18 protein-coding genes and 3 pseudogenes are annotated in these 17,963 nt (G+C 68.2%); 11 read left to right on the top strand and 10 right to left on the bottom strand.

All coding sequences use genetic code 11. The features are described 5' to 3' along the window. Window positions 1-6: 6 nt before the first annotated feature. Window positions 7-1,293 (bottom strand): cytochrome P450, encoded by a 1,287-nt coding sequence (locus H7I87_RS13980; RefSeq protein ID WP_011725062.1) that lies wholly within the window; start codon window positions 1,291-1,293, stop codon window positions 7-9. A 212-nt stretch (window positions 1,294-1,505) separates the two neighbouring features. Between H7I87_RS13980 and H7I87_RS13975 the strand changes: the two genes are divergently transcribed. The 3 genes from H7I87_RS13975 (at window position 1,506) to H7I87_RS13965 (ending at window position 2,600) form a co-directional block, all read left to right on the top strand. Then, window positions 1,506-1,904 carry a hypothetical protein gene (locus tag H7I87_RS13975; protein ID WP_023869200.1) on the top strand — a complete coding sequence of 133 codons (399 nt, stop codon included), beginning with the start codon at window positions 1,506-1,508 and terminating at the stop codon, window positions 1,902-1,904. Between the two features lie 11 nt (window positions 1,905-1,915). Continuing rightward, window positions 1,916-2,230 (top strand): hypothetical protein, encoded by a 315-nt coding sequence (locus H7I87_RS13970; protein ID WP_044544380.1) that lies wholly within the window; start codon window positions 1,916-1,918, stop codon window positions 2,228-2,230. Window positions 2,231-2,369: 139 nt separating this feature from the next. Continuing rightward, window positions 2,370-2,600, top strand: a complete 231-nt coding sequence (locus H7I87_RS13965) for an Rv1893 family protein (protein WP_003876583.1) — start codon at window positions 2,370-2,372, stop codon at window positions 2,598-2,600. Window positions 2,601-2,608: 8 nt separating this feature from the next. Here the strand turns inward: H7I87_RS13965 and H7I87_RS13960 are convergent, their stop codons facing one another. Continuing rightward, a complete protein-coding gene (locus H7I87_RS13960) occupies window positions 2,609-3,739 on the bottom strand; it encodes a nitronate monooxygenase (RefSeq protein ID WP_003876584.1) in 1,131 nt (376 codons plus the stop codon). 148 nt (window positions 3,740-3,887) lie between these two features. Here H7I87_RS13960 and H7I87_RS13955 point away from each other — a divergent pair. The 4 genes and pseudogenes from H7I87_RS13955 to H7I87_RS13945 all read left to right on the top strand — a co-directional run. Further along, a pseudogene (locus tag H7I87_RS13955) lies at window positions 3,888-5,138 on the top strand (HNH endonuclease signature motif containing protein); the annotation flags it as partial. Window positions 5,139-5,154: 16 nt separating this feature from the next. Continuing rightward, window positions 5,155-5,421, top strand: a pseudogene (locus tag H7I87_RS29320) (HNH endonuclease signature motif containing protein); the annotation flags it as partial. A 125-nt stretch (window positions 5,422-5,546) separates the two neighbouring features. Next, complete coding sequence (locus H7I87_RS13950; protein ID WP_011725059.1) at window positions 5,547-7,499, top strand: flavin-containing monooxygenase; 1,953 nt, start codon at window positions 5,547-5,549, stop codon at window positions 7,497-7,499. A 31-nt stretch (window positions 7,500-7,530) separates the two neighbouring features. Beyond that, window positions 7,531-8,556: an alcohol dehydrogenase catalytic domain-containing protein gene (locus tag H7I87_RS13945; RefSeq protein WP_011725058.1), complete on the top strand. Its 1,026-nt coding sequence runs from the start codon at window positions 7,531-7,533 to the stop codon at window positions 8,554-8,556. A gap of 6 nt (window positions 8,557-8,562) precedes the next feature. On the opposite strand, the gene H7I87_RS13940 is transcribed toward H7I87_RS13945, so the two are convergent. Continuing rightward, window positions 8,563-9,471 (bottom strand): class I SAM-dependent methyltransferase, encoded by a 909-nt coding sequence (locus H7I87_RS13940; protein ID WP_011725057.1) that lies wholly within the window; start codon window positions 9,469-9,471, stop codon window positions 8,563-8,565. A 31-nt stretch (window positions 9,472-9,502) separates the two neighbouring features. Next, complete coding sequence (gene dtd, locus H7I87_RS13935) at window positions 9,503-9,934, bottom strand: D-aminoacyl-tRNA deacylase (protein ID WP_011725056.1); 432 nt, start codon at window positions 9,932-9,934, stop codon at window positions 9,503-9,505. An 85-nt stretch (window positions 9,935-10,019) separates the two neighbouring features. Here dtd and H7I87_RS13930 point away from each other — a divergent pair, with 85 nt between their 5' ends. Both H7I87_RS13930 and H7I87_RS13925 read left to right on the top strand, forming a co-directional pair. Beyond that, a complete protein-coding gene (locus H7I87_RS13930; RefSeq protein WP_003876604.1) occupies window positions 10,020-10,325 on the top strand; it encodes an MTH1187 family thiamine-binding protein in 306 nt (101 codons plus the stop codon). Between the two features lie 65 nt (window positions 10,326-10,390). Further along, complete coding sequence (locus tag H7I87_RS13925; RefSeq protein ID WP_448941159.1) at window positions 10,391-11,689, top strand: competence/damage-inducible protein A; 1,299 nt, start codon at window positions 10,391-10,393, stop codon at window positions 11,687-11,689. Between the two features lie 77 nt (window positions 11,690-11,766). Here the strand turns inward: H7I87_RS13925 and H7I87_RS13920 are convergent, their stop codons facing one another. Further along, entirely contained in the window at window positions 11,767-13,119 is a 1,353-nt protein-coding gene (locus H7I87_RS13920) for a sialate:H+ symport family MFS transporter (RefSeq protein WP_011725054.1), read from the bottom strand. On the opposite strand from H7I87_RS13920, the gene H7I87_RS13915 reads away from it, so the two are divergent. Next, on the top strand, window positions 13,118-14,185 hold the full coding sequence (locus tag H7I87_RS13915; protein WP_011725053.1) for an amidohydrolase family protein: 1,068 nt from the start codon (window positions 13,118-13,120) through the stop codon (window positions 14,183-14,185). The two genes, H7I87_RS13920 and H7I87_RS13915, sit on opposite strands and share 2 nt — an antisense overlap. A 45-nt stretch (window positions 14,186-14,230) precedes the next feature. Continuing rightward, window positions 14,231-14,620, top strand: a complete 390-nt coding sequence (locus tag H7I87_RS13910; protein WP_003876608.1) for a phage holin family protein — start codon at window positions 14,231-14,233, stop codon at window positions 14,618-14,620. 2 nt (window positions 14,621-14,622) lie between these two features. On the opposite strand, the gene H7I87_RS13905 is transcribed toward H7I87_RS13910, so the two are convergent. The 5 genes and pseudogenes from H7I87_RS13905 to H7I87_RS13890 form a co-directional block, all read right to left on the bottom strand. After that, window positions 14,623-15,588, bottom strand: a complete 966-nt coding sequence (locus tag H7I87_RS13905; protein ID WP_011725052.1) for an FAD-dependent oxidoreductase — start codon at window positions 15,586-15,588, stop codon at window positions 14,623-14,625. A 30-nt stretch (window positions 15,589-15,618) separates the two neighbouring features. Beyond that, window positions 15,619-16,245 (bottom strand): Rv1352/Rv1906c domain-containing protein, encoded by a 627-nt coding sequence (locus tag H7I87_RS13900; RefSeq protein ID WP_167549385.1) that lies wholly within the window; start codon window positions 16,243-16,245, stop codon window positions 15,619-15,621. 110 nt (window positions 16,246-16,355) lie between these two features. Beyond that, a pseudogene (locus tag H7I87_RS28975) lies at window positions 16,356-16,499 on the bottom strand (SRPBCC family protein); the annotation flags it as partial. 5 nt (window positions 16,500-16,504) lie between these two features. Further along, window positions 16,505-17,488: an NAD(P)H-dependent flavin oxidoreductase gene (locus tag H7I87_RS13895; RefSeq protein WP_023861617.1), complete on the bottom strand. Its 984-nt coding sequence runs from the start codon at window positions 17,486-17,488 to the stop codon at window positions 16,505-16,507. Further along, entirely contained in the window at window positions 17,485-17,877 is a 393-nt protein-coding gene (locus H7I87_RS13890) for a tautomerase family protein (protein ID WP_011725047.1), read from the bottom strand. The genes H7I87_RS13895 and H7I87_RS13890 overlap by 4 nt, the downstream gene beginning before the upstream one ends. Window positions 17,878-17,963: the final 86 nt, after the last annotated feature.

Genomic DNA, 17,963 nt, shown 5'->3' with positions numbered 1-17,963 from the left:
CTTAGCCTAATGCGCGACAGGGCATTTCGACGACCCGTTGGTGTGATAGTCGACCTGCCAGTGCTTGATTCCGTTGAGCCAGCCCGACCGCAGGCGTTCGGGTTTGCCGATCGATTCGAGATCGGGCATGGCGTCGGCGATCGCGTTGAACATCAGATCGATCGTCATTCGCGCCAGGTTGGCCCCGATGCAGTAGTGTGCGCCGGTGCCGCCGAACCCGACGTGCGGGTTGGGGTCACGCAGGATGTTGAAGGTGAACGGGTCGTCGAACACGTCCTCGTCGAAATTGGCTGAGCGGTAGAACATTACGACGCGCTGACCTTTTTTGATCTTCACCCCGGACAGTTCGTAGTCTTGCAGCGCCGTCCGCTGGAACGACGTCACCGGCGTGGCCCACCGCACGATTTCGTCGGCCGCGGTGGCGGGCCGCTCCCTTTTGAAAAGCTCCCACTGGTCGGGGAAGTCGGTGAAGGCCATCATGCCTTGGGTGATGGAATTGCGGGTGGTCTCGTTGCCGGCCACGGCCAGCAGGATGACGAAGAACCCGAACTCGTCGTCGGAGAGCTTGTGGCCGTCGATGTCGGCCTGAACCAGCTTGGTGACCAGGTCCTCGCCCGGGTTCTTGGCCCGGTCGGCGGCCATCTGCATGCCGTACATGATCAGCTCGACGGAAGCGGTGATGGCGTCGTTGCTCGCGAACTCGGGGTCCTGGTCACCGACCATCTCGTTGGACCAGTGGAACAGTTTCTTGCGGTCCTCCTGCGGCACACCCATCAGACTCGCGATGGCCTGCAGCGGCAGCTCGCAGGACACCTGTTCGACGAAGTCGCCGGAACCCTCGGCGGCCGCGGCCTCGACGATGCGGCGAGCGCGCTCGCGCAGGTCGTCGCGCAGGCGCTCGACCGCGCGCGGCGTGAAGGCCCGGGAGATGATCTTGCGCAGCCGGGTGTGTTGCGGCGCATCCATGTTCAGCAGCACGAACTTGCCCCGTTCGACCTGCTCGGCGACGGTGCCGTCCTTGTAGCGGGGCAGGGCGGTCTTCTGCAGGCTGGAGAAGACGTCGCTGCGCAGCGAGACCTCCTTGACATCCTTGTGCTTGGTCACCACCCAGAAGCCGCCGTCGTCGAACCCGCCCGCGCCGATCGGCTGCTCGTTCCACCAGATCGGCGCGACGCGACGCATTTCGGCCAGTTCTTCCACCGGCAGCCGCTCGGCGTAGATGTCGGGATCGGTGAAGTCGAATCCAGGCGGCAGATTGGGGACCGGCTTGGTGGTTGGCTCGACGGTTGCCATGGGCCCGCTCCTCGAGGACGAAGTGGTCTAGTCGTCTTTGTGCAAGGAAACCACTGCCACGCCACCGTTGGGAAGCATTGGCGCAAGATCGCCGGGCGCGAATTGGAACGTGTTCTCTGTCCCGGGCGGATCCGGCCGATCGGCCCTTGTGGCGCGGGGTTCGGCGGATATGCTTTGGTGCAGGTCACCGGCGAGCACAGGCGGGGTGGAAGATGATTCGGGAACTGCTCACTGCGGTTTCGGTAGCGGGCATCGCGGTCGGCGTGGCGCCGGTTGCGGCAGCCGGATACGACGGCGACGTGCCGGGCATGAATTATCAGGCGTCCTTGGGCGCGCCGTGCGACAACTACGAGCGGTTCATCTTCGGTCGAGGGCCCAGCGGGCAGGCCGAGGCGTGCCACTTCCCGCCGCCCAACCAGTTCCCGGCGGCCACCACCGGATACTGGGTCATGTCCTACCCGCTGTACGGCGTCCAGCAGGCCGGCGCGAAGTGCCCCGGTCCGCAGGCCGCCGCGCAATCGGAGGCCGGGCTGCCCATGCTGTGCCTGGGTGACCGCGGGTGGCAGGAAGGATGGTTCACCGGGGCAGGGTTCTTCCCGCCCAGCGGATGATCGGCGCCGCCATGAGCCCGGCCCCCTGTGAGCGCAGTCGGACCGCCGAGTCCGGCAAACCGCTGGTGCCTCGCTGGCTGCGGTTCGTGCTGGCCTCGGATCGCGCCGGGTCGGCCTGGTACATCGGCACCGGCTTCTTCTTCGCGCCGGTGCTGGCGGTGCTCTCGCCCTGGCCCGTCGTCACCGCTGTGCTGTGGGGTGTCATTGCCCTGGCCGGGCTGTGGCTGGGACTGCTGGGCATCGCGATGGCCGTCGGGCTGGCCCGGATAATGCGCTCCGGGGCCGAAATCCCCGAGGACTACTGGCGCTCCCTGGTGCACTACTAGGCCCACTGTCGGCCCGTTGCCTTTACCGATGGGCCCTCCGGCGCCGGCGAGAAATGCCCCCCCCCCGACCCGTCTAGAGTTCCGTCTAGGGTCAGGGCGACGGCCCTGCGATAAGTCCTGTGACAAAAGGAGACTCGAGATGGCCTTCAACCCCAAGGATGCGGTCGACGCGGCGCGGGACATCGCGACCAACGCGGTGGAGAAAGCCTCCGACATCGTCGAGCACGCCAGCGACATCATCCGCGGCGACATCGCCGGCGGCGCCAGCGGCATCGTGCAGAACTCCATCGACATCGGCACCTACGCGGTGGACCGGACGAAGGAAGTCTTCACCGGCCGGCACGACGTCGACGACGTCGACGAGGTCTAGCCCGTCGGTCAGACGGACGCGGCCTCGTTCAGCTCGTCCAGCCGGTTGGTCGCTTCCAGGTACTCCTGCACCCAGCGCTCGATGACGGTCGCCGTCTTCTCCACCTTGGTGAACTGCCCGACCACCTGACCGACCGGGTTGAACGCCACGTCGACCGATTCGTTCGGGTACTTGTTGGTGGCCCGCACTGCCATGCCGGAAACCATGTACTGCAACGGCATCCCGAGCGGCTTGGGGTTGCCCGGCGCCTCCCAGGCCTCGGTCCAGTCGTTGCGCAGCATGCGGGCCGGCTTGCCCGTGAACGAACGGCTGCGCACGGTGTCGCGGCTGCCCGCCTTGGCGTAGGCCGCCTGCTGGACCGGGGTGTTCGAGGACTCCTCAACCATCAACCACTGCGAGCCGGTCCACGCGCCCTGCGCGCCCAATGCCAGGGCCGCGGCGATCTGCTGGCCGCTGCCGATGCCGCCGGCAGCCAGCACCGGCAGCGGGGCGACCTCCTTGACCACCTGTGGCCACAGCACGATCGAGCCCACCTCGCCGCAGTGCCCGCCGGCCTCGCCGCCCTGCGCGATGATGATGTCCACGCCGGCGTCGGCGTGCTTGCGCGCCTGCGAGGGGGAGCCGCACAGCGCCGCCACCTTGAGCCCGGCGTCGTGGATGTGCTTGATCATGTCGGCCGGCGGGGTGCCGAGCGCGTTGGCGATCATCTTGACCTTGGGGTGCTTGAGCGCCACCTCCACCTGGGGCGTGGCCGTCGCCTCCGTCCAGCCGAGCAGCTGCAGGCTGTCGCTGTCGCTGTCCTCGATCGGCACACCGTGGTCGGCCAGGATCTTCTTCCCGAAGTCCAGGTGCTCCTGGGGCACCATCTTGCGCAGCGTCTCGGCCAACTCTTCGGCGGACAGGTGGGAGTCCATGCCCTCGTATTTGTTCGGGATCACGATGTCGACCCCGTACGGGTGGTCGCCGATGTTCTCGTCGATCCACTTCAGCTCGATCTCCAGCTGCTCGGGGGTGAAACCGACGGCGCCGAGCACGCCGAACCCGCCGGCCTTGCTCACCGCCACCACGACGTCGCGGCAGTGGGTGAACGCGAAGATCGGAAACTCGATACCAAGCTCATCGCAGATAGCGGTGTGCATGCCTACTCCCTGGGCGGTGGCGGAATTGAAACGTGTTCTAGTTTAGTACGGAGCGCACTGACGTGGCCAGCGGGTCCTGACCTGCGTTTTGGTACTACGGCCCGTCGCCATCGGCTGGCTTGTCGGCGCATCGAGTTACCATTCGCACATGCGTTCGATCATCGGCCGCGAGGACATCCAGGACGACTATGACGTCCTGCGCGCCGTGGTCGCACGCATCCAGCGGCATTCCTACGATGCGCTGACCAACCCGGAACGCATCCGGCTGCTCGAGGTCCTCGAATACCAGACGCGCCGACTTCAAGTTCCCGGTCACCAACTGATCAACCAGATCGAGCAGGACGCCACGCCCGCCGAGATCGGCGGCAAACTCGCCCATGTGCTGGCCGACCGATTGCTCATCACCCGCGCCGAGGCTGCCCGCCGCATCGACGACGCCCGAGATCTCGGCGTCCGGCGCACCCTGACCGGCGAGCCGTTGCCGCCACGGTATGCGGCCACCGCCGCCGCCCAGCGGGACGGGCGCATCGGCGCCTCGCACGTCGCGGTCATCCGCCGCTTCTTCGACCAGTTGCCATGCTGGGTGGACGCTCCCACCCGGGACGCCGCCGAGGCCGACCTGGCCCGCTGGGCCGGCGAGCACCGCCCCGAAAGCCTGCGCAAGGTGGCCGACCGGATCGCCTGCTACCTCAATCCCGACGGGGTGTTCCACGACGAGGATCGGTTGCGTCACCGCGGACTGACCCTGGGCGCCCAACAACCCGACGGCATGTCGCAGCTGCGCGGCTGGTTGACGCCCGAGGCCCGGGCGACCGTCGAGGCCGTGCTGGCCAAACTGGCCGCGCCGGGGATGTGCAACCCCGACGACGACGCGCCGGTGGTGGACGGGCCGCCGCCGGAAGCGGCGTCGCAGCGCGACAGCCGCAGCGCGGCCCAGCGCAACCACGACGGCCTCAACGCCGCCCTTCGTGCGCTGCTGGCCGGCGGAAAACTGGGGCAGCACAACGGGTTACCAGCATCGATCATCGTCACCACCACCCTGCGGGACCTCGAGTCCGCGGCCGGTAAGGGGCTGACGGCCGGCGGCACCCTGCTGCCGATGTCCGAGGTGATCCGGCTGGCCCGCCACGCCCACCATTACCTCGCCGTCTTCGACAACGGCAAGCCGCTGGCGCTGTACCACACGAAACGCCTGGCCTCGCCGGGGCAGCGAATCGTGTTGTACGCCAAGGACCGTGGCTGTTCGCACCCGGGCTGCGACGTTTCGGGCTATTACTGCGAAGTCCACCATGTCACCGGTTACGCCAAATGCGGCCGCACCGACATCGACCAACTGACCTTCGCCTGCGGCGGCCATCACCCGCTGGCCGAGCAGGGCTGGATCACCCGCAAGAACGGCCGAGGCGAGACCGNATGTCACCGGTTACGCCAAATGCGGCCGCACCGACATCGACCAACTGACCTTCGCCTGCGGCGGCCATCACCCGCTGGCCGAGCAGGGCTGGATCACCCGCAAGAACGGCCGAGGCGAGACCGAATGGATCCCACCACCGCATCTCGACCACGGCCGGCCGCGGACCAACGCCTTCCATCACCCCGAGAAGCTGGTCGCGGACAGCGATAACGACACCGGCGACGACACGTCCGACGCCCCCGACGACCCGCAGCCGCCGATCCCTTGATCCGGCGCCGAGCGACCGGGTAGCGTAGTGCTGCAATTACGAAACGATGCGTAGCGTAATTGGGGCTACGGGACCATCACGTATCCGACCATTACCTATGCGACCATCGAGAGGACATCGGCTTGATGCGCAGCCGCTACGCCGGCGAACCGTTCACCACCTCCACGGCCGAGATCGCCGCCGCCCTCGAGGATGTCAGCATCCCGACGCTGTTGCTCTCGCTCGTCCACATCACCGGCGACCCACGCTTCATCCGCGACTTCAAGCAGATGGGCATCTTCCTCAACGAGGTCCAGGGGTTCATGTCCGAGGAGGACAAGGCTCGGGCCCGCGCCGAGGCGCTCTCGGTCATCACCGACTACCGCGACCGCGGTTGCCCCGAACCCGAGCCGCTCAGCCCCGAGCTCATCCGGGAAATGATGGACTGGGCCGCCTGCGAACACGTGCCCGACGACTACCTACCGCTGATCTGCGAAGAGCTGGACCTCGACGGCGTCGACCCGCGCCGCCCCGCCGCCTTGCCGGCCGAACGCGCGGCCGGGCTCCCGGTGCTCGTCGTCGGCTGCGGCGAGTCCGGCATCCTGGCCGGCGTCCGCCTCAAGCAGGCCAACATTCCGTTCACCATCGTCGAGAAGAACGCCGGCCCGGGCGGAACATGGTGGGAGAACAGCTATCCCGGCGCCCGGGTGGACGTGGCCAACCATTTCTATTGCTACAGCTTCGAACCCAACAACGACTGGACCCATTTCTTCGCCGAGCAATACGAGCTGCAGGACTACTTCACCAAGGTCATCCACCAACACGACCTGGCCGGCCAGGTGCGCTGGCAGACCGAGGTGCTCGCGGCCGAATGGGACGACGGCCACGGCACCTGGACGGTGTCGCTGCGCTCGGCCGACGGCCACACCGAAACAATGCGGGCGCGGGCGCTCATCACCGCGGTGGGACAGCTGAACCGGCCCAACATCCCGGCCGTCGACGGCGCGCAGACCTTCCGGGGCCCGTCGTTCCATTCGGCGGTCTGGGATCACTCGGTGGAGCTGAAGGGCAAGCGGGTTGCTCTCGTCGGCGCCGGCGCCAGCGGATTTCAGATCGCACCGGCGATCGCCGCGGATGTCAAGCGGCTCACCGTGTTCCAGCGCACCGCGCAGTGGATGTTCCCCAACCCGATGTATCACGACGAGGTCGGCGACGGAGTGCGCTGGGCGATGCGCCATCTGCCGTTCTACGGCCGGTGGTATCGCTTCCTGGTGTTGTGGCCCGGCTCCGACAAGGGCCTGGACGCTGCCGAGGCCGACCCGAACTACGCCGACCAGGAGCACGCCGTCAGCGACGTCAACGCCGCTGCCCACATGATGTTCTCGCAATGGATCACCAGCCAGGTCGGCGAGGATTCGGAGTTGCTGGCCAAGGTGATGCCCGACTATCCCGCCTGCGGTAAAAGGACCCTGCAGGACAACGGCAGCTGGCTGCGCACCCTGCAGCGCGACAACGTCGAACTGGTGCGCACGCCCATCGACAAGATCACGCCGCACGGCATCGTCACCGTCGACGGGACGGCGTACGACGCCGATGTCATCGTGTACGCCACCGGATTCCGGCACACCGATGTGCTGTGGCCCCTGAAGGTGACCGGCCGCAACGGGGTCGACCTGCACCAAATGTGGGGGAGCCGGCCGTATGCCTACCTGGGCATCACCGTGCCGGAATTCCCGAACTTCTTCATCATCTACGGCCCGGGAACCCACCTCGCTCACGGCGGCAGCCTGATCTTCCAGTCCGAGCTGCAGATGCGCTACATCGACCAATGCCTGGCGCGGCTGTGCGAGCCTGGTGTGCATTCCATCGAACCGAAACCCGACGCCGCCATCGATTGGCACCGGCGCACCCAGGCCCAGATCAAGAAGATGGTGTGGTCACACCCGGCGGTCAAGCACTCCTATTTCAAGAACGCCGACGGCGAGATTCACAAGGTGAGCCCATGGCGTCTCAACGAGTACTGGTCCGCGGTGCGCGAACCCGATTGGTCGCAGTTCATGGTGCGGACGAACGATGCTGTGCCACAAGGAAATAGATAGGGAAAGCGATAAGGAAAGTGAGCGCGACACTATGCGCACCGTAGTCGTCGACGGGCCCCGCAGCATCCGGGTGGACACCCGCCCCGATCCCGTGCTTCCCGGTCCCGACGGGGCCATCGTCGAGGTGAGCGCGGCCGGTATCTGCGGATCCGACCTGCACTTCTACGAGGCCGACTTCCCGATGCCGGACCCGATTGCGCTGGGCCACGAGGCGATCGGCACCGTGGTGGAGGCCGGGCCGCAGGTGCGCAACGTCAAGGTCGGCGATCAGGTCATGGTGTCCTCGGTCGCCGGCTGCGGCAGCTGCGCTGGCTGCGCCACCCGGGATCCGGTGCTGTGCCACTCCGGTTTCCAGATCTTCGGGGGTGGTGTGCTGGGCGGCGCGCAGGCCGATCTGCTGGCGGTGCCCGCGGCCGACTTCCAGCTGCTGAAGATCCCCGAGGGCATCAGCACCGAGCAGGCGCTGCTGCTCACCGACAATCTGGCCACCGGCTGGGCCGCCGCGCAGCGGGCCGACATTCCCTTCGGTGGCACGGTGGCGGTCATCGGGCTGGGCGCGGTCGGCTTGTGCGCACTGCGCAGCGCGCTGTTCCAGGGCGCGGCAACGGTTTTCGCGGTCGATCAGGTTGACGGCCGGCTGGCGCGTGCCGCCCGGTGGGGGGCGACGCCCCTCAAGGCGCCGGCGCTCGAGGCGATCCTCGCGGCCACCGGCGGCCGCGGCGCCGACGCGGTGATCGACGCCGTCGCCACAGACGCCTCCCTGACCGAGGCGCTCAACGCGGTGCGGCCGGGCGGCACGGTCTCGGTGGTCGGCGTGCACGACATGAACCCGTTCCCGCTCAACGCGCTGGGCTGCCTGATTCGCAGCATCACGCTGCGGATGACCACGGCGCCGGTGCAGCGCACCTGGCCGGAACTGATTCCGCTGTTGCAGTCAGGCCGGCTGGACGTCGACGGAATCTTCACCACGACAATGCCTTTGGACGAGGCGGCCATCGGGTATGCGACCGCGGGGTCGCGGTCGGGCGACGACGTCAAGATCCTGCTGAAACCGTAGCGGTGTTCACCGGGCCGCGGTGATGTACTGCGACCGCATGAAGCCGTCGATCTTGACGTCCACCTCCGGCGGTGTCATGCCGTAACCGGCTTGCAGATCAAGCGTGTTGCGGACGGGGTCGACCACCCAGCCGTGCGCGGCCAGCCATTCCGCGGGGTCGGACTGCGGTTCGTACGTCAACGCCGAGAAATCGACATTCCCGGACACGTCGACCCCGGGGTGACTTTCCTCCAGGGCGTGCAACTGGTCGTGGTCCAGGCGCGACCCCAGCGCGCCGATGGCGATTCGGCTGCCCGGCGCGCTGAGCCCGCTGATTCGGGTGAACAGCGCGTGTTGGGCTTCGTCGGTCAGGTAGGGCAGCAGCCCCTCCACCGACCAGGCGCTCGGGCTCTCCACGTCGAACCCGGCCGCTTCCAGCGGCCGGGACCAGTCGGCGCGCAAGTCGGCGGCGACCTCGACCCTGCGCGCCTTCGGCACGGCGCCCTGCTCGCCGAGCACCCGCGCCTTGAACTCGAGGACCTTGGCTAAATCGACTTCGAAAACCGTTGTCGCTGGTGGCCATTCGAGACGGTAGGCCCGCGAATCCAGTCCGGCGGCGATGATGACCGCCTGTCGTATGCCCGCCGCGCCCGCGGCGTCGAAGAAGTCGTCGAAGAACCGGGTCTGCACGCCGTACAGGCGCGGGAAGGCAAGCTCGTCCTCCGACGTCCCCGGATTGGCAAGCACCCCAGTCAAATACGGATCCCCTGACGCGGCGATGAAGGTCTTCGCGTAGTCGTCGCGCACCAACGGCCGCGGGCTCACCGCGTGCAGGGCGCGCCATCCCGCCACGAGCAGCGCGGTGTATCCGACGCTGCTCACGATGTCCCAGTTGTCATCGTCGGAACGTTGGGAGCCGAACTGCGGTGTGGTCATAGCAGTCAAACCTACCCCGCGGCTGGGGCGCTCACAGCTCGAGAAGCACGGTGACCGGACCGTCGTTCACCAGCTCGACCTGCATGTTCGCCCCGAACACCCCGGTCTGCACGTCGGCGCCCAGTCCCTGCAGGGCCGCCGCGAACTCGGTCACCAGCGGCTCGGCGACCGCCGCGGGCGCGGCCGCATTCCAGGACGGGCGGCGGCCCTTGGCGGTGTCGGCGTACAGGGTGAACTGACTGACCACCAGAATCGGCGCACCGACGTCGGACGCGGATCGCTCATCGGCGAGAATCCGCAGCTTCCAGAGCTTTTCGGCGAGCCTTCGCGCCTTGTCGCGGTCGTCGGAATGGGTGACGCCGACGAACGCCAACAAACCCTGGGCATCGGGCCGGATGGCGCCGACCACCGCGCCCTCGACCGTCACCGCCGCCGACGAGACACGTTGCACCAACACCCGCATGGGCTTCGATGGTGCCAGACCGGGCCACCACCCCCAGACCCTTGGCGGCGACCCAGACCTCCCGTCGTTGGGTACGCTCGGTCGGGTGTCCGTGCTCGTCGCGTTCTCCGTCACCCCGCTGGGCGTGGGTGAGGGTGTCGGCGAGATCGTCGCCGAAGCGGTTCGGGTGGTTCGCGATTCCGGTCTGCCCAACAAGACCGACTCCATGTTCACCGTGATCGAAGGCGAGACGTGGGAAGAGGTCATGGCGGTCGTGCAGCGCGCGGTGGAGGCGGTGGCCGCCCGGGCGCCGCGGGTCAGCACGGTGATCAAGGCCGACTGGCGCGCCGGGGTCAGCGACGCGATGACGCACAAGGTCGCCTCGGTCGAGCGCTACCTGTCCGACGGCTAGCCTGACACCGCCGCGCGAAACGGCTGCTCGGCCGCGTCGGCACACCCATCAGTAGGCTCGTGCCGGTGAGCGCACGCGCAGGCATCGTTGTCACCGGAACCGAGGTCCTCACCGGCCGTGTCCAGGACGCCAACGGCCCCTGGATCGCCGATCGGCTTTTGGAGCTCGGCGTCGAGCTGGCGCACATCACCATCTGCGGCGACCGCCCGCACGACATCGAAGCCCAGCTGCGCTTCCTCGCCGACCAAGGCGTGGATCTGATCGTCACCAGCGGCGGACTGGGGCCCACGGCCGACGATATGACGGTCGAAGTGGTGGCGCGTTTCTGCGGCCGCGAGCTGGTGCTGGACGCCGAGGTCGAAGAGAAGATCGCGAACATCCTCAAGAAGCTCATGGCGCGCAACCCCGCGTTCCAATCCGCCTTGGATCCCGGCACATTCGAGTCGCTGCGGGCCGCCAACCGCAAGCAGGCGATGGTTCCGGCCGGAGCGCAGGTGCTCGACCCGGTCGGCACCGCGCCCGGCGTCGTGGTGCCCGGCAAGCCGGCGGTGATCGTGCTCCCGGGGCCGCCCCGGGAGCTGCAGCCGATGTGGCACACGGCCATCCAGACCCCGGCGGCGCAGCAGGCGATCGCCGGCCGGACGGTGTATCGGCAGGAGATGCTGCGCATGTTCGGGCTGCCGGAGTCCGGGCTTGCCGAAACGCTGCGCGAGGCCGAGGCGGCCGTCCCGGGGTTCGGGCAACTCGAGATCACCACCTGCCTGCGGCGTGGCGAGATCGAAATGGTCACCCGCTACGAGCCGACCGCCGCGACGGCCTACGCGCAGCTGACCAAGCTGCTGCGGGACAAGCACGGTGACCAGCTGTACTCCGAGGACGGTTCCCGGGTCGACGATCTGGTGGCGCGGCTGCTGGCCGGCCGCCGGATCGCGACGGCGGAGTCCTGCACCGCGGGGTTGCTGGCGGCGCGACTGACCGACCGGCCCGGATCGTCGGACTACGTGGCCGGCGGTGTGGTCGCCTACTCGAACGAGGCGAAGGCCGAGTTACTCGGCGTCGACCCGGCGTTGATCGAGACGCACGGCGCCGTGTCCGAACCAGTTGCTCAGGCGATGGCCGCGGGCGCGCGGCAACGCTTTGCCGCCGACACCGCCGTGGCGATCACTGGCATCGCCGGCCCCGGCGGGGGTACCGAGGAGAAGCCGGTGGGAACGGTGTGCTTCAGCGTGCAGGTCGGCCCACCCGGTGCCACGGCCCGCTCGGACACCCGCACCCTGCGGCTTCCGGGCAACCGGTTGGACATCCGCGAGCGCTCGACGACGGTGGCCATGCACCTGCTGCGGCGCCTGCTGACCGACGCCTGAGGCCGAGCGTCACGCCAGTGTGGCCGCGGCGGCCCGGCGTCACGCTGGCGTGACGCTCGGGGCCGGTTGGTGCGCCGTCACGTCATTTCGGTTGGCAGGAAAGCGCTTTCGCTGGTCGCGAAGCGTATGCCGGTGGCGTCCTTGCCGATCAGCGTCAGCACCGCGACGGTGATCAACACCGGCACGATCGTCGCCGCCAACGCGAACGGGTAGCCATGGGTCTCGGCGAGGCGCTCCTGAATCGGTAAATTGAACGCCGCCAACAGGTTTCCGAGTTGATAGGTCACGCCGGGGTAGAGGCCGCGGATCGCATCGGGCGACATCTCGGTGAGGTGGGCGGGAATCACGCCCCAGGCGCCCTGCACGAACAACTGCATCAAAAACGATCCCAGACACAGCATCGCCGCGGTGCGCGAGTAGGCGAACAGCGGCACGATCGGCAGCGCCAACATGGCGCAGAACACCACGGTGTAGCGGCGGCTGAAGCGCTGGGACAGCGTGCCGAAGACGAGTCCGCCGATGATGGCGCCGACGTTGTACACCACCACGATCCACTTGACCGTCGTGCTGGACAGACCGGCGCCGTGATTGGCGTGCGCCCCCAGGAACGTCGGGTAGACGTCCTGCGTCCCGTGGCTCATCCAGTTGAAGGCCGTCATCAGCAGGACCAGGTAGACGAATCGGCGGATGATCGCGCCGTTGCGCAGCACGTCGCGGATCCGGGTGCTGGTGAGCCGCAGCTGATCCTGCGCGGCCTCCCACACCTCGGACTCTTCCACCCGGTAGCGGATGATCAGGCTGATCAGCGCGGGCACGATGCTCAGACCGAACAGCCAGCGCCACGACAACTCCAGCCAGTCCATCACCACCAGCGAGGCGACGCTGGCCAACAGGTAACCGAACGCGTAGCCCTCCTGCAGCAGTCCGGAGAAGAACCCGCGCCGCTCGACCGGCACTTTCTCCATGGCCAGCGCGGCGCCCAGCCCCCACTCGCCGCCCATGCCGATGCCGTACAGCAGCCGCAGAATCACCAGCACGGTGAAGTTGGGCGCGAACGCGCACAGGAACCCGACGACGGAGTAGAACATCACGTCGACCATCAACGGCAGCCGCCGTCCTACCCGGTCCGCCCACAGCCCGAACACCAGGGCACCGACCGGCCGCATGATCAGCGTGGCCGTGGTGACGAAGGCGACCTCGGCCTTGCTGTGGTGGAACGTCTTTGCGATGTCGGCGTAGACGAGCACGACGATGAAGTAGTCGAAGGCGTCCATCGTCCAGCCCAACAACGCGGCGATGAAGGAATTACGCTGGTCGGCGGTCAACTTCCGGCCGGGACTTGGTTTGGTCACGTCAGCATCGTGGCCTACCCGGGCCGTCGGCGCGACCCGTTCCGCCGGGCGCGGCGCGGGAGTAAGTTCGCCAGACATGCGGATCATCGACGCCGACGGTCACGTCGCCGAGAATTCCTCGCTGGCGATCGAGGCGATCCAGCGGTGGCCGGAGCACGTCAAGCCCGGCCGGCACGGGCGACTCGGCCTGATGATCGAGGGCCGCAACTACCCCGAGGACGGCGGCCCGGGCGCCGGGTGTCCGCCCGAGCACGGCATCAGCGACGCCCCCGACATCAACTGCCGGTCCGCCGAAGGCGTGCTGGGCGACGCCGACCGCGATCACATCGACACCATGGTGCTCTATCCCAGCCTTGGCTTGTGCGCACCGAGCCTGCGCGACCCCGAGTTCGCCGCCGGGTTCGCCCGGCTGTACAACCGGTGGATCGCCGACTACTGCGCCCAGTCGGGCGGACGGCTGCGCGGCGTCGCGGTCACGCCGATCGAACACGGCCAACTGGCGATCGACGTCATGAGGGAAGCCAAAGACCTTGGGCTGGTGGCAACGTTGGTGCCGCCGGCGCTGCAGAGCCGCAACCTCGACCACCCCGATCTCGACCCGTTCTACGCCGCCGCCGTCGAACTCGGAATGCCGCTGGGCGTGCACGGCGCGCCCGGCATCCATCTGCCCAAGATCGGCGTGGACCGCTTCACCAATTACATTCAGGTGCACTGCATCAGCTTCCCGTTCGACCAGATGACCGCGATGACCGCGATGGTGTCCGGCGGTGTCTTCGAGCGGCACCCGAAGTTGCGGGTCGCCTTCTTGGAGGCGGGCGCGGGCTGGGTGCCGTTCTTCATCGATCGCCTGCACGAGCACTACGAGAAGCGCGGCGACTGGGTCGAGCGCGGCTGGCGCCGCGATCCGCACGAATACCTCAAGGCGGGCAACATCTTTGTGACGTGCGAGCCGGAGGAACCGATCCTGCCCGGGGTGATCGACGTGCTGGGCGCCGATTTCATCATGTTCGCCAGCGACTACCCGCACTGGGACGGCGAATGGCCGGAGAGCACCAAGCATCTGCGCACCCGCGCCGATATCAGCGAGGAAACCCGGGAGAAGATCGGCGGCTTGAACGCGCAACGCTTCTACAACCTGAACTGACCTGATCGGGGTGCCCACGCGGGCGACGGGTGACAGGATGGCGGCATGGGCCCTTTTGTGCTGCGCGCGGCATTGACCGGATTCGCGCTGTGGATCGTCACCCTGTTCGTGCACGGCCTGACGTTCGTCGGCGGTGACACGAAGCTGCAGCGGGTCGGCATCATTTTCGTCGTCGCCGTGATCTTCGGTCTGGTCAACGCGTTCATCAAGCCGATCGTCCAGATCCTGTCCATCCCGCTCTACATCCTGACGCTGGGTCTGATCCATATCGTGATCAACGCCCTGATGCTCTGGATCACCGCGTGGATCACCGAGCACACCACCCACTGGGGCCTGCAGATCGACCACTTCTGGTGGACCGCGATCTGGGCCGCCATCGTGTTGTCGATAGTGAGTTGGCTACTGTCCCTTGTGATTCGACGCACCGCCGGCTGAGGTCAGCGAGCGTCGTCCACCAGGGCCAGCACGTCACGCGCGCAACCCCAGGACAGGGTGACGCCGTTGCTGCTGTGCCCGTAATTGTGGATGCAGCGTGCCCGTCGGAGCGGTTCGGCCTGCAGGCGCACCGACGGACGGTCCGGCCGCAGCCCGGTGATCACCTCGATCACCTCGGCTTCGCCCAGTCGTGGCTCGATTCGGCGGCAGCGCTGCAGAATCCGTTCGGTCACGGCGGGGTCCGCGGTGGTGTCCCAGCGGCCGGCAATGCTGATGCCGCCGCACACCACCCGCTGCGGGTGCGGAAAGTAGCAGGTCCACTCGGGGCCGTCGTTGAGTTCCATAAACAGTTGGCGCACACCGGGATTGGTGAGCACGACGTGCTGACCGAACAGCGGCCGGACGGTGTCGTCTCCGGTGAGCGCGCCCGCGCGCAGGCCCGCGCAGTTGACGACGATGTCGGCGTGGTCGGCGACCTCGTCCAGCGAGCCAACCCGGTGCTCCTCGATCTCGCCTCCGGCCGCCGTCAGCCGCCGGGTCAGATAGCCGAGATAGTGCGGCATGTCGATCATCGGCACGGTGGCGTGAAATCCGGTTCGATAGCCGGGCGGGAGGTCGGCCGGGTCGGCCGGGCGCAGCTCGGGGATCAGCGAGGCCGCCGTCGACATCGCCTCGGAGGCGGTCAGCTCGCCGACAGCCAGCGCCGGCGCCAGCTGCACACCCGAATCGGGGTCGCGGGCGAGTTCGGTGAACACCCGCAACGAGTGCTCGGTCCAGCGCAGCGTCTCGGCCGCGCGTTCGGCGGGCCGCGGCGGTGCCCAGACGGCGCCGGCCACCGCCGAGGTCGTGTCCGCCGGCATCGTGTCCGCCCACACGCGGACCGGCCATCCCGCCTCGGCCAGACAGATGGCCGACGTCAGTCCGCTCACGCCGGCCCCGATCACGACGATCTGCTGGTTCCGGGCCATTGCGGGGCTCACCGGGTCGCGACGGGCCGGTCAGGGATGAGCGGCTTGCGGGGCCGGTGCGGCCGCGGGCGACTGCGCGCCGGACGGCGGAGCGGCGGGCGCCGATGGGGCCGACGGGGCCTGCTGTCCGGCTCCCCCCAGCAGGCCGTTGAGAATACCGAGCGTGCCCTGCACCCCGGCGGGCGGGGCGCTGGGCGGCGGAACCGCGTCCGGGGTCAGCTGCCAGGGCTGACAACCCGACGTCTTGAACGATTTGTCGCCCGGATCGATCTGGACGACCTGCGGCTTTTTGGTCATCGCGTTGTCGATCACGGCGCCGTCCGGGTTGCCCATCCGCTTCCAGTAGCAGGTGCCGTTGCCGACGGGTCCGCCGGAACTGTAGACGCCCGGCGCGATGTCGGTTCCCACCGCGTAGATGCCGTCCTTGTCGATGGTGGTCTTCGGTGCCGCCGGCGCGGGTGCGGGGGAGGCACTCGGCGACGGGGAGGCGGCGGGGGACGGGGAGGCCGAAGGCGCTGGTGACGGTGTCGCGGCGGGACCGGGCGCCGGTCCGTGCGTCTCGTCCGGGTCGGCGCCGGCAACGACCGTCGACGCGGCCCAGCCGGCCGCCATGAGACTGGCGGCGGCCGTCCTCGCCGCGATGGCTACTGCACGCATAGAAGTCGAGGGTACCGGGGCCGACGAGCTAATTCATGTCCCTGTGAAATCGCCCGCCGGCGGGCGGCCGCCGAGCCGACGCGCCTAATGGGGCCGGCTAATCGAGGCGCCTAATCGAGGCGCCGCACGCGCCCCGCATGGCCGAGCGCACGCTGATAGGTTTCGAGGTTGTCGCGGGAGATCTTCGCGTGCACGGGGCGCTCGAGGAGGAACCGCAGCACCGGGTTGTAGGCGTGGTAGGTCTCGTGGAAGGTGCTGTCTAGGGCGCGCCGTCGCGGTGCAGAATGCGCTGTGCTGCACGGACCATCTCGGCGACGATCTCCGCGGCGGGACGAACCTCTCGGATGACCCCCACCGCTTCGCCGATGAGGATCGCTGCGGTGTCGAAATCCTCTGCGGCTACCGCTTTTTCGTAGGCATCGATCGCTTCGGGCAGCCGCGCCGACAGCTCGGCCTCGTTGCCGTGCCAGGTACCCAGGAAGGCGTTGTTCAGGGCCCGCACCGTGTATCCGGCGGGCCAATCGAGGCGGCGCACAACGTCGTAGACCCGAGTGCGCACGGTGTCGTCGCCGCCGGCCGCCACGGCACGCTGCTGCGCTTTAGGCGAGACGAGCGCTTCCGGCGTCGCCCAGAACCGGGTCCCGACGACGGCGCCGTCGGCTCCCAACGCCAGCGCGGCGGCCAACCCGCGGCCATCGCCGACCCCACCCGCCGCCGCCACCAACGTGGCCGGAGAGCGGTCCGCCACGACGTCGACGACGTCGGGCACCAGGGTGAACGTCGACCGCACGCTCATGCCGTGTCCGCCGGCCTCGCAGCCCTGCGCCACGATGACTTCCGCGCCGGCATCGAGGGCGCGACGGGCCTGATCGAGGTTCTGCACCTGCGCGATCAGCGGAACGCCGGCCGCATGGATGCGATCGGCGAAGGGCGCCAACTCGCCGAACGACAGCATCACCGCCGCCGGGCCCCGGTCCAGCGCGAGGTCGAGCACCCCCGGGTTGCGGGCCAGGCTCCAGGTGATGAACCCGTATCCCACCCGGGCGCCCTCGGCCCGGTCGATCTGCGTCTGCAGCCATTCGGCGTCGGGATAGCCCCCACCGATGAGCCCCAGCCCGCCCGCCCGCGTCACCGCCGCCGCGAGTCGGCCCCCGGAGACCAGGGCCATCGGCGCGAGCAGGATCGGCTGCTCGATCCCGAATAGGTCGGTCAGGCGTGTCGGCAAACCCGTGGCGGCGCTCACGTGAGTTCACCGGTCAGGAACTGAGCCCTCCCGTGGCCGAAAGACCAGTCCTCGTCGTCGTTTTCGGTGATCGAGACGATCAGGTCGGCGGGGTCGAGCCCGCACCGGCCGGCGAGGCGCGACGCCAGCAGCTCATAGAACTTCTGCTTGAGCTCACGCGGCCGCCGTCGGCTCACCACGTGCAAGACCACCTGGCGAGACGACCGATCGATGCCCAGACCGGTGTCCAGCGTAACGATTTCGTGTGCCGGGTGGGTATGCACCACCTGGTAGCGATCCCGCGGCGGAACGCCGAACGCCTCGACGACCGTGTCGTGGATCGCGTCCAGCAGGGCACTGACCTCCGAGGGCGTCCGACCCTCGATGAGGTCGATATACAACAGCGGCATTTGTCCTCCTGCGAACAACAGCGCGGATTGCGCTTCCAGTGCAACCGACGTTAGGTCTCCGGGAATCCCGCGTGAAATGCCTTGTG

It is taken from the genome of Mycobacterium timonense (assembly GCF_025821985.1).
Classification (GTDB): Bacteria; Actinomycetota; Actinomycetes; order Mycobacteriales; family Mycobacteriaceae; genus Mycobacterium; species Mycobacterium avium.
The sequence above is the reverse complement of the archived record's forward strand: the minus strand, read 5'-3'. Positions and strand labels throughout refer to the sequence as shown.

Bases quoted from the DNA above. Each gene is read 5' to 3' on its own strand.
- H7I87_RS13980 (WP_011725062.1), bottom strand. From the start codon at position 1,293: ATGGCAACCGTCGAGCCAACCACCAAGCCGGTCCCCAATCTGCCGCCT.
- H7I87_RS13975 (WP_023869200.1), top strand. From the start codon at position 1,506: ATGATTCGGGAACTGCTCACTGCGGTTTCGGTAGCGGGCATCGCGGTC.
- H7I87_RS13970 (WP_044544380.1), top strand. From the start codon at position 1,916: ATGAGCCCGGCCCCCTGTGAGCGCAGTCGGACCGCCGAGTCCGGCAAA.
- H7I87_RS13965 (WP_003876583.1), top strand. From the start codon at position 2,370: ATGGCCTTCAACCCCAAGGATGCGGTCGACGCGGCGCGGGACATCGCG.
- H7I87_RS13960 (WP_003876584.1), bottom strand. From the start codon at position 3,739: ATGCACACCGCTATCTGCGATGAGCTTGGTATCGAGTTTCCGATCTTC.
- H7I87_RS13950 (WP_011725059.1), top strand. From the start codon at position 5,547: ATGCGCAGCCGCTACGCCGGCGAACCGTTCACCACCTCCACGGCCGAG.
- H7I87_RS13945 (WP_011725058.1), top strand. From the start codon at position 7,531: ATGCGCACCGTAGTCGTCGACGGGCCCCGCAGCATCCGGGTGGACACC.
- H7I87_RS13940 (WP_011725057.1), bottom strand. From the start codon at position 9,471: ATGACCACACCGCAGTTCGGCTCCCAACGTTCCGACGATGACAACTGG.
- dtd (WP_011725056.1), bottom strand. From the start codon at position 9,934: ATGCGGGTGTTGGTGCAACGTGTCTCGTCGGCGGCGGTGACGGTCGAG.
- H7I87_RS13915 (WP_011725053.1), top strand. From the start codon at position 13,118: ATGCGGATCATCGACGCCGACGGTCACGTCGCCGAGAATTCCTCGCTG.
- H7I87_RS13920 (WP_011725054.1), bottom strand. From the start codon at position 13,119: ATGTCTGGCGAACTTACTCCCGCGCCGCGCCCGGCGGAACGGGTCGCG.
- H7I87_RS13910 (WP_003876608.1), top strand. From the start codon at position 14,231: ATGGGCCCTTTTGTGCTGCGCGCGGCATTGACCGGATTCGCGCTGTGG.
- H7I87_RS13905 (WP_011725052.1), bottom strand. From the start codon at position 15,588: ATGGCCCGGAACCAGCAGATCGTCGTGATCGGGGCCGGCGTGAGCGGA.
- H7I87_RS13900 (WP_167549385.1), bottom strand. From the start codon at position 16,245: ATGCGTGCAGTAGCCATCGCGGCGAGGACGGCCGCCGCCAGTCTCATG.
- H7I87_RS13890 (WP_011725047.1), bottom strand. From the start codon at position 17,877: ATGCCGCTGTTGTATATCGACCTCATCGAGGGTCGGACGCCCTCGGAG.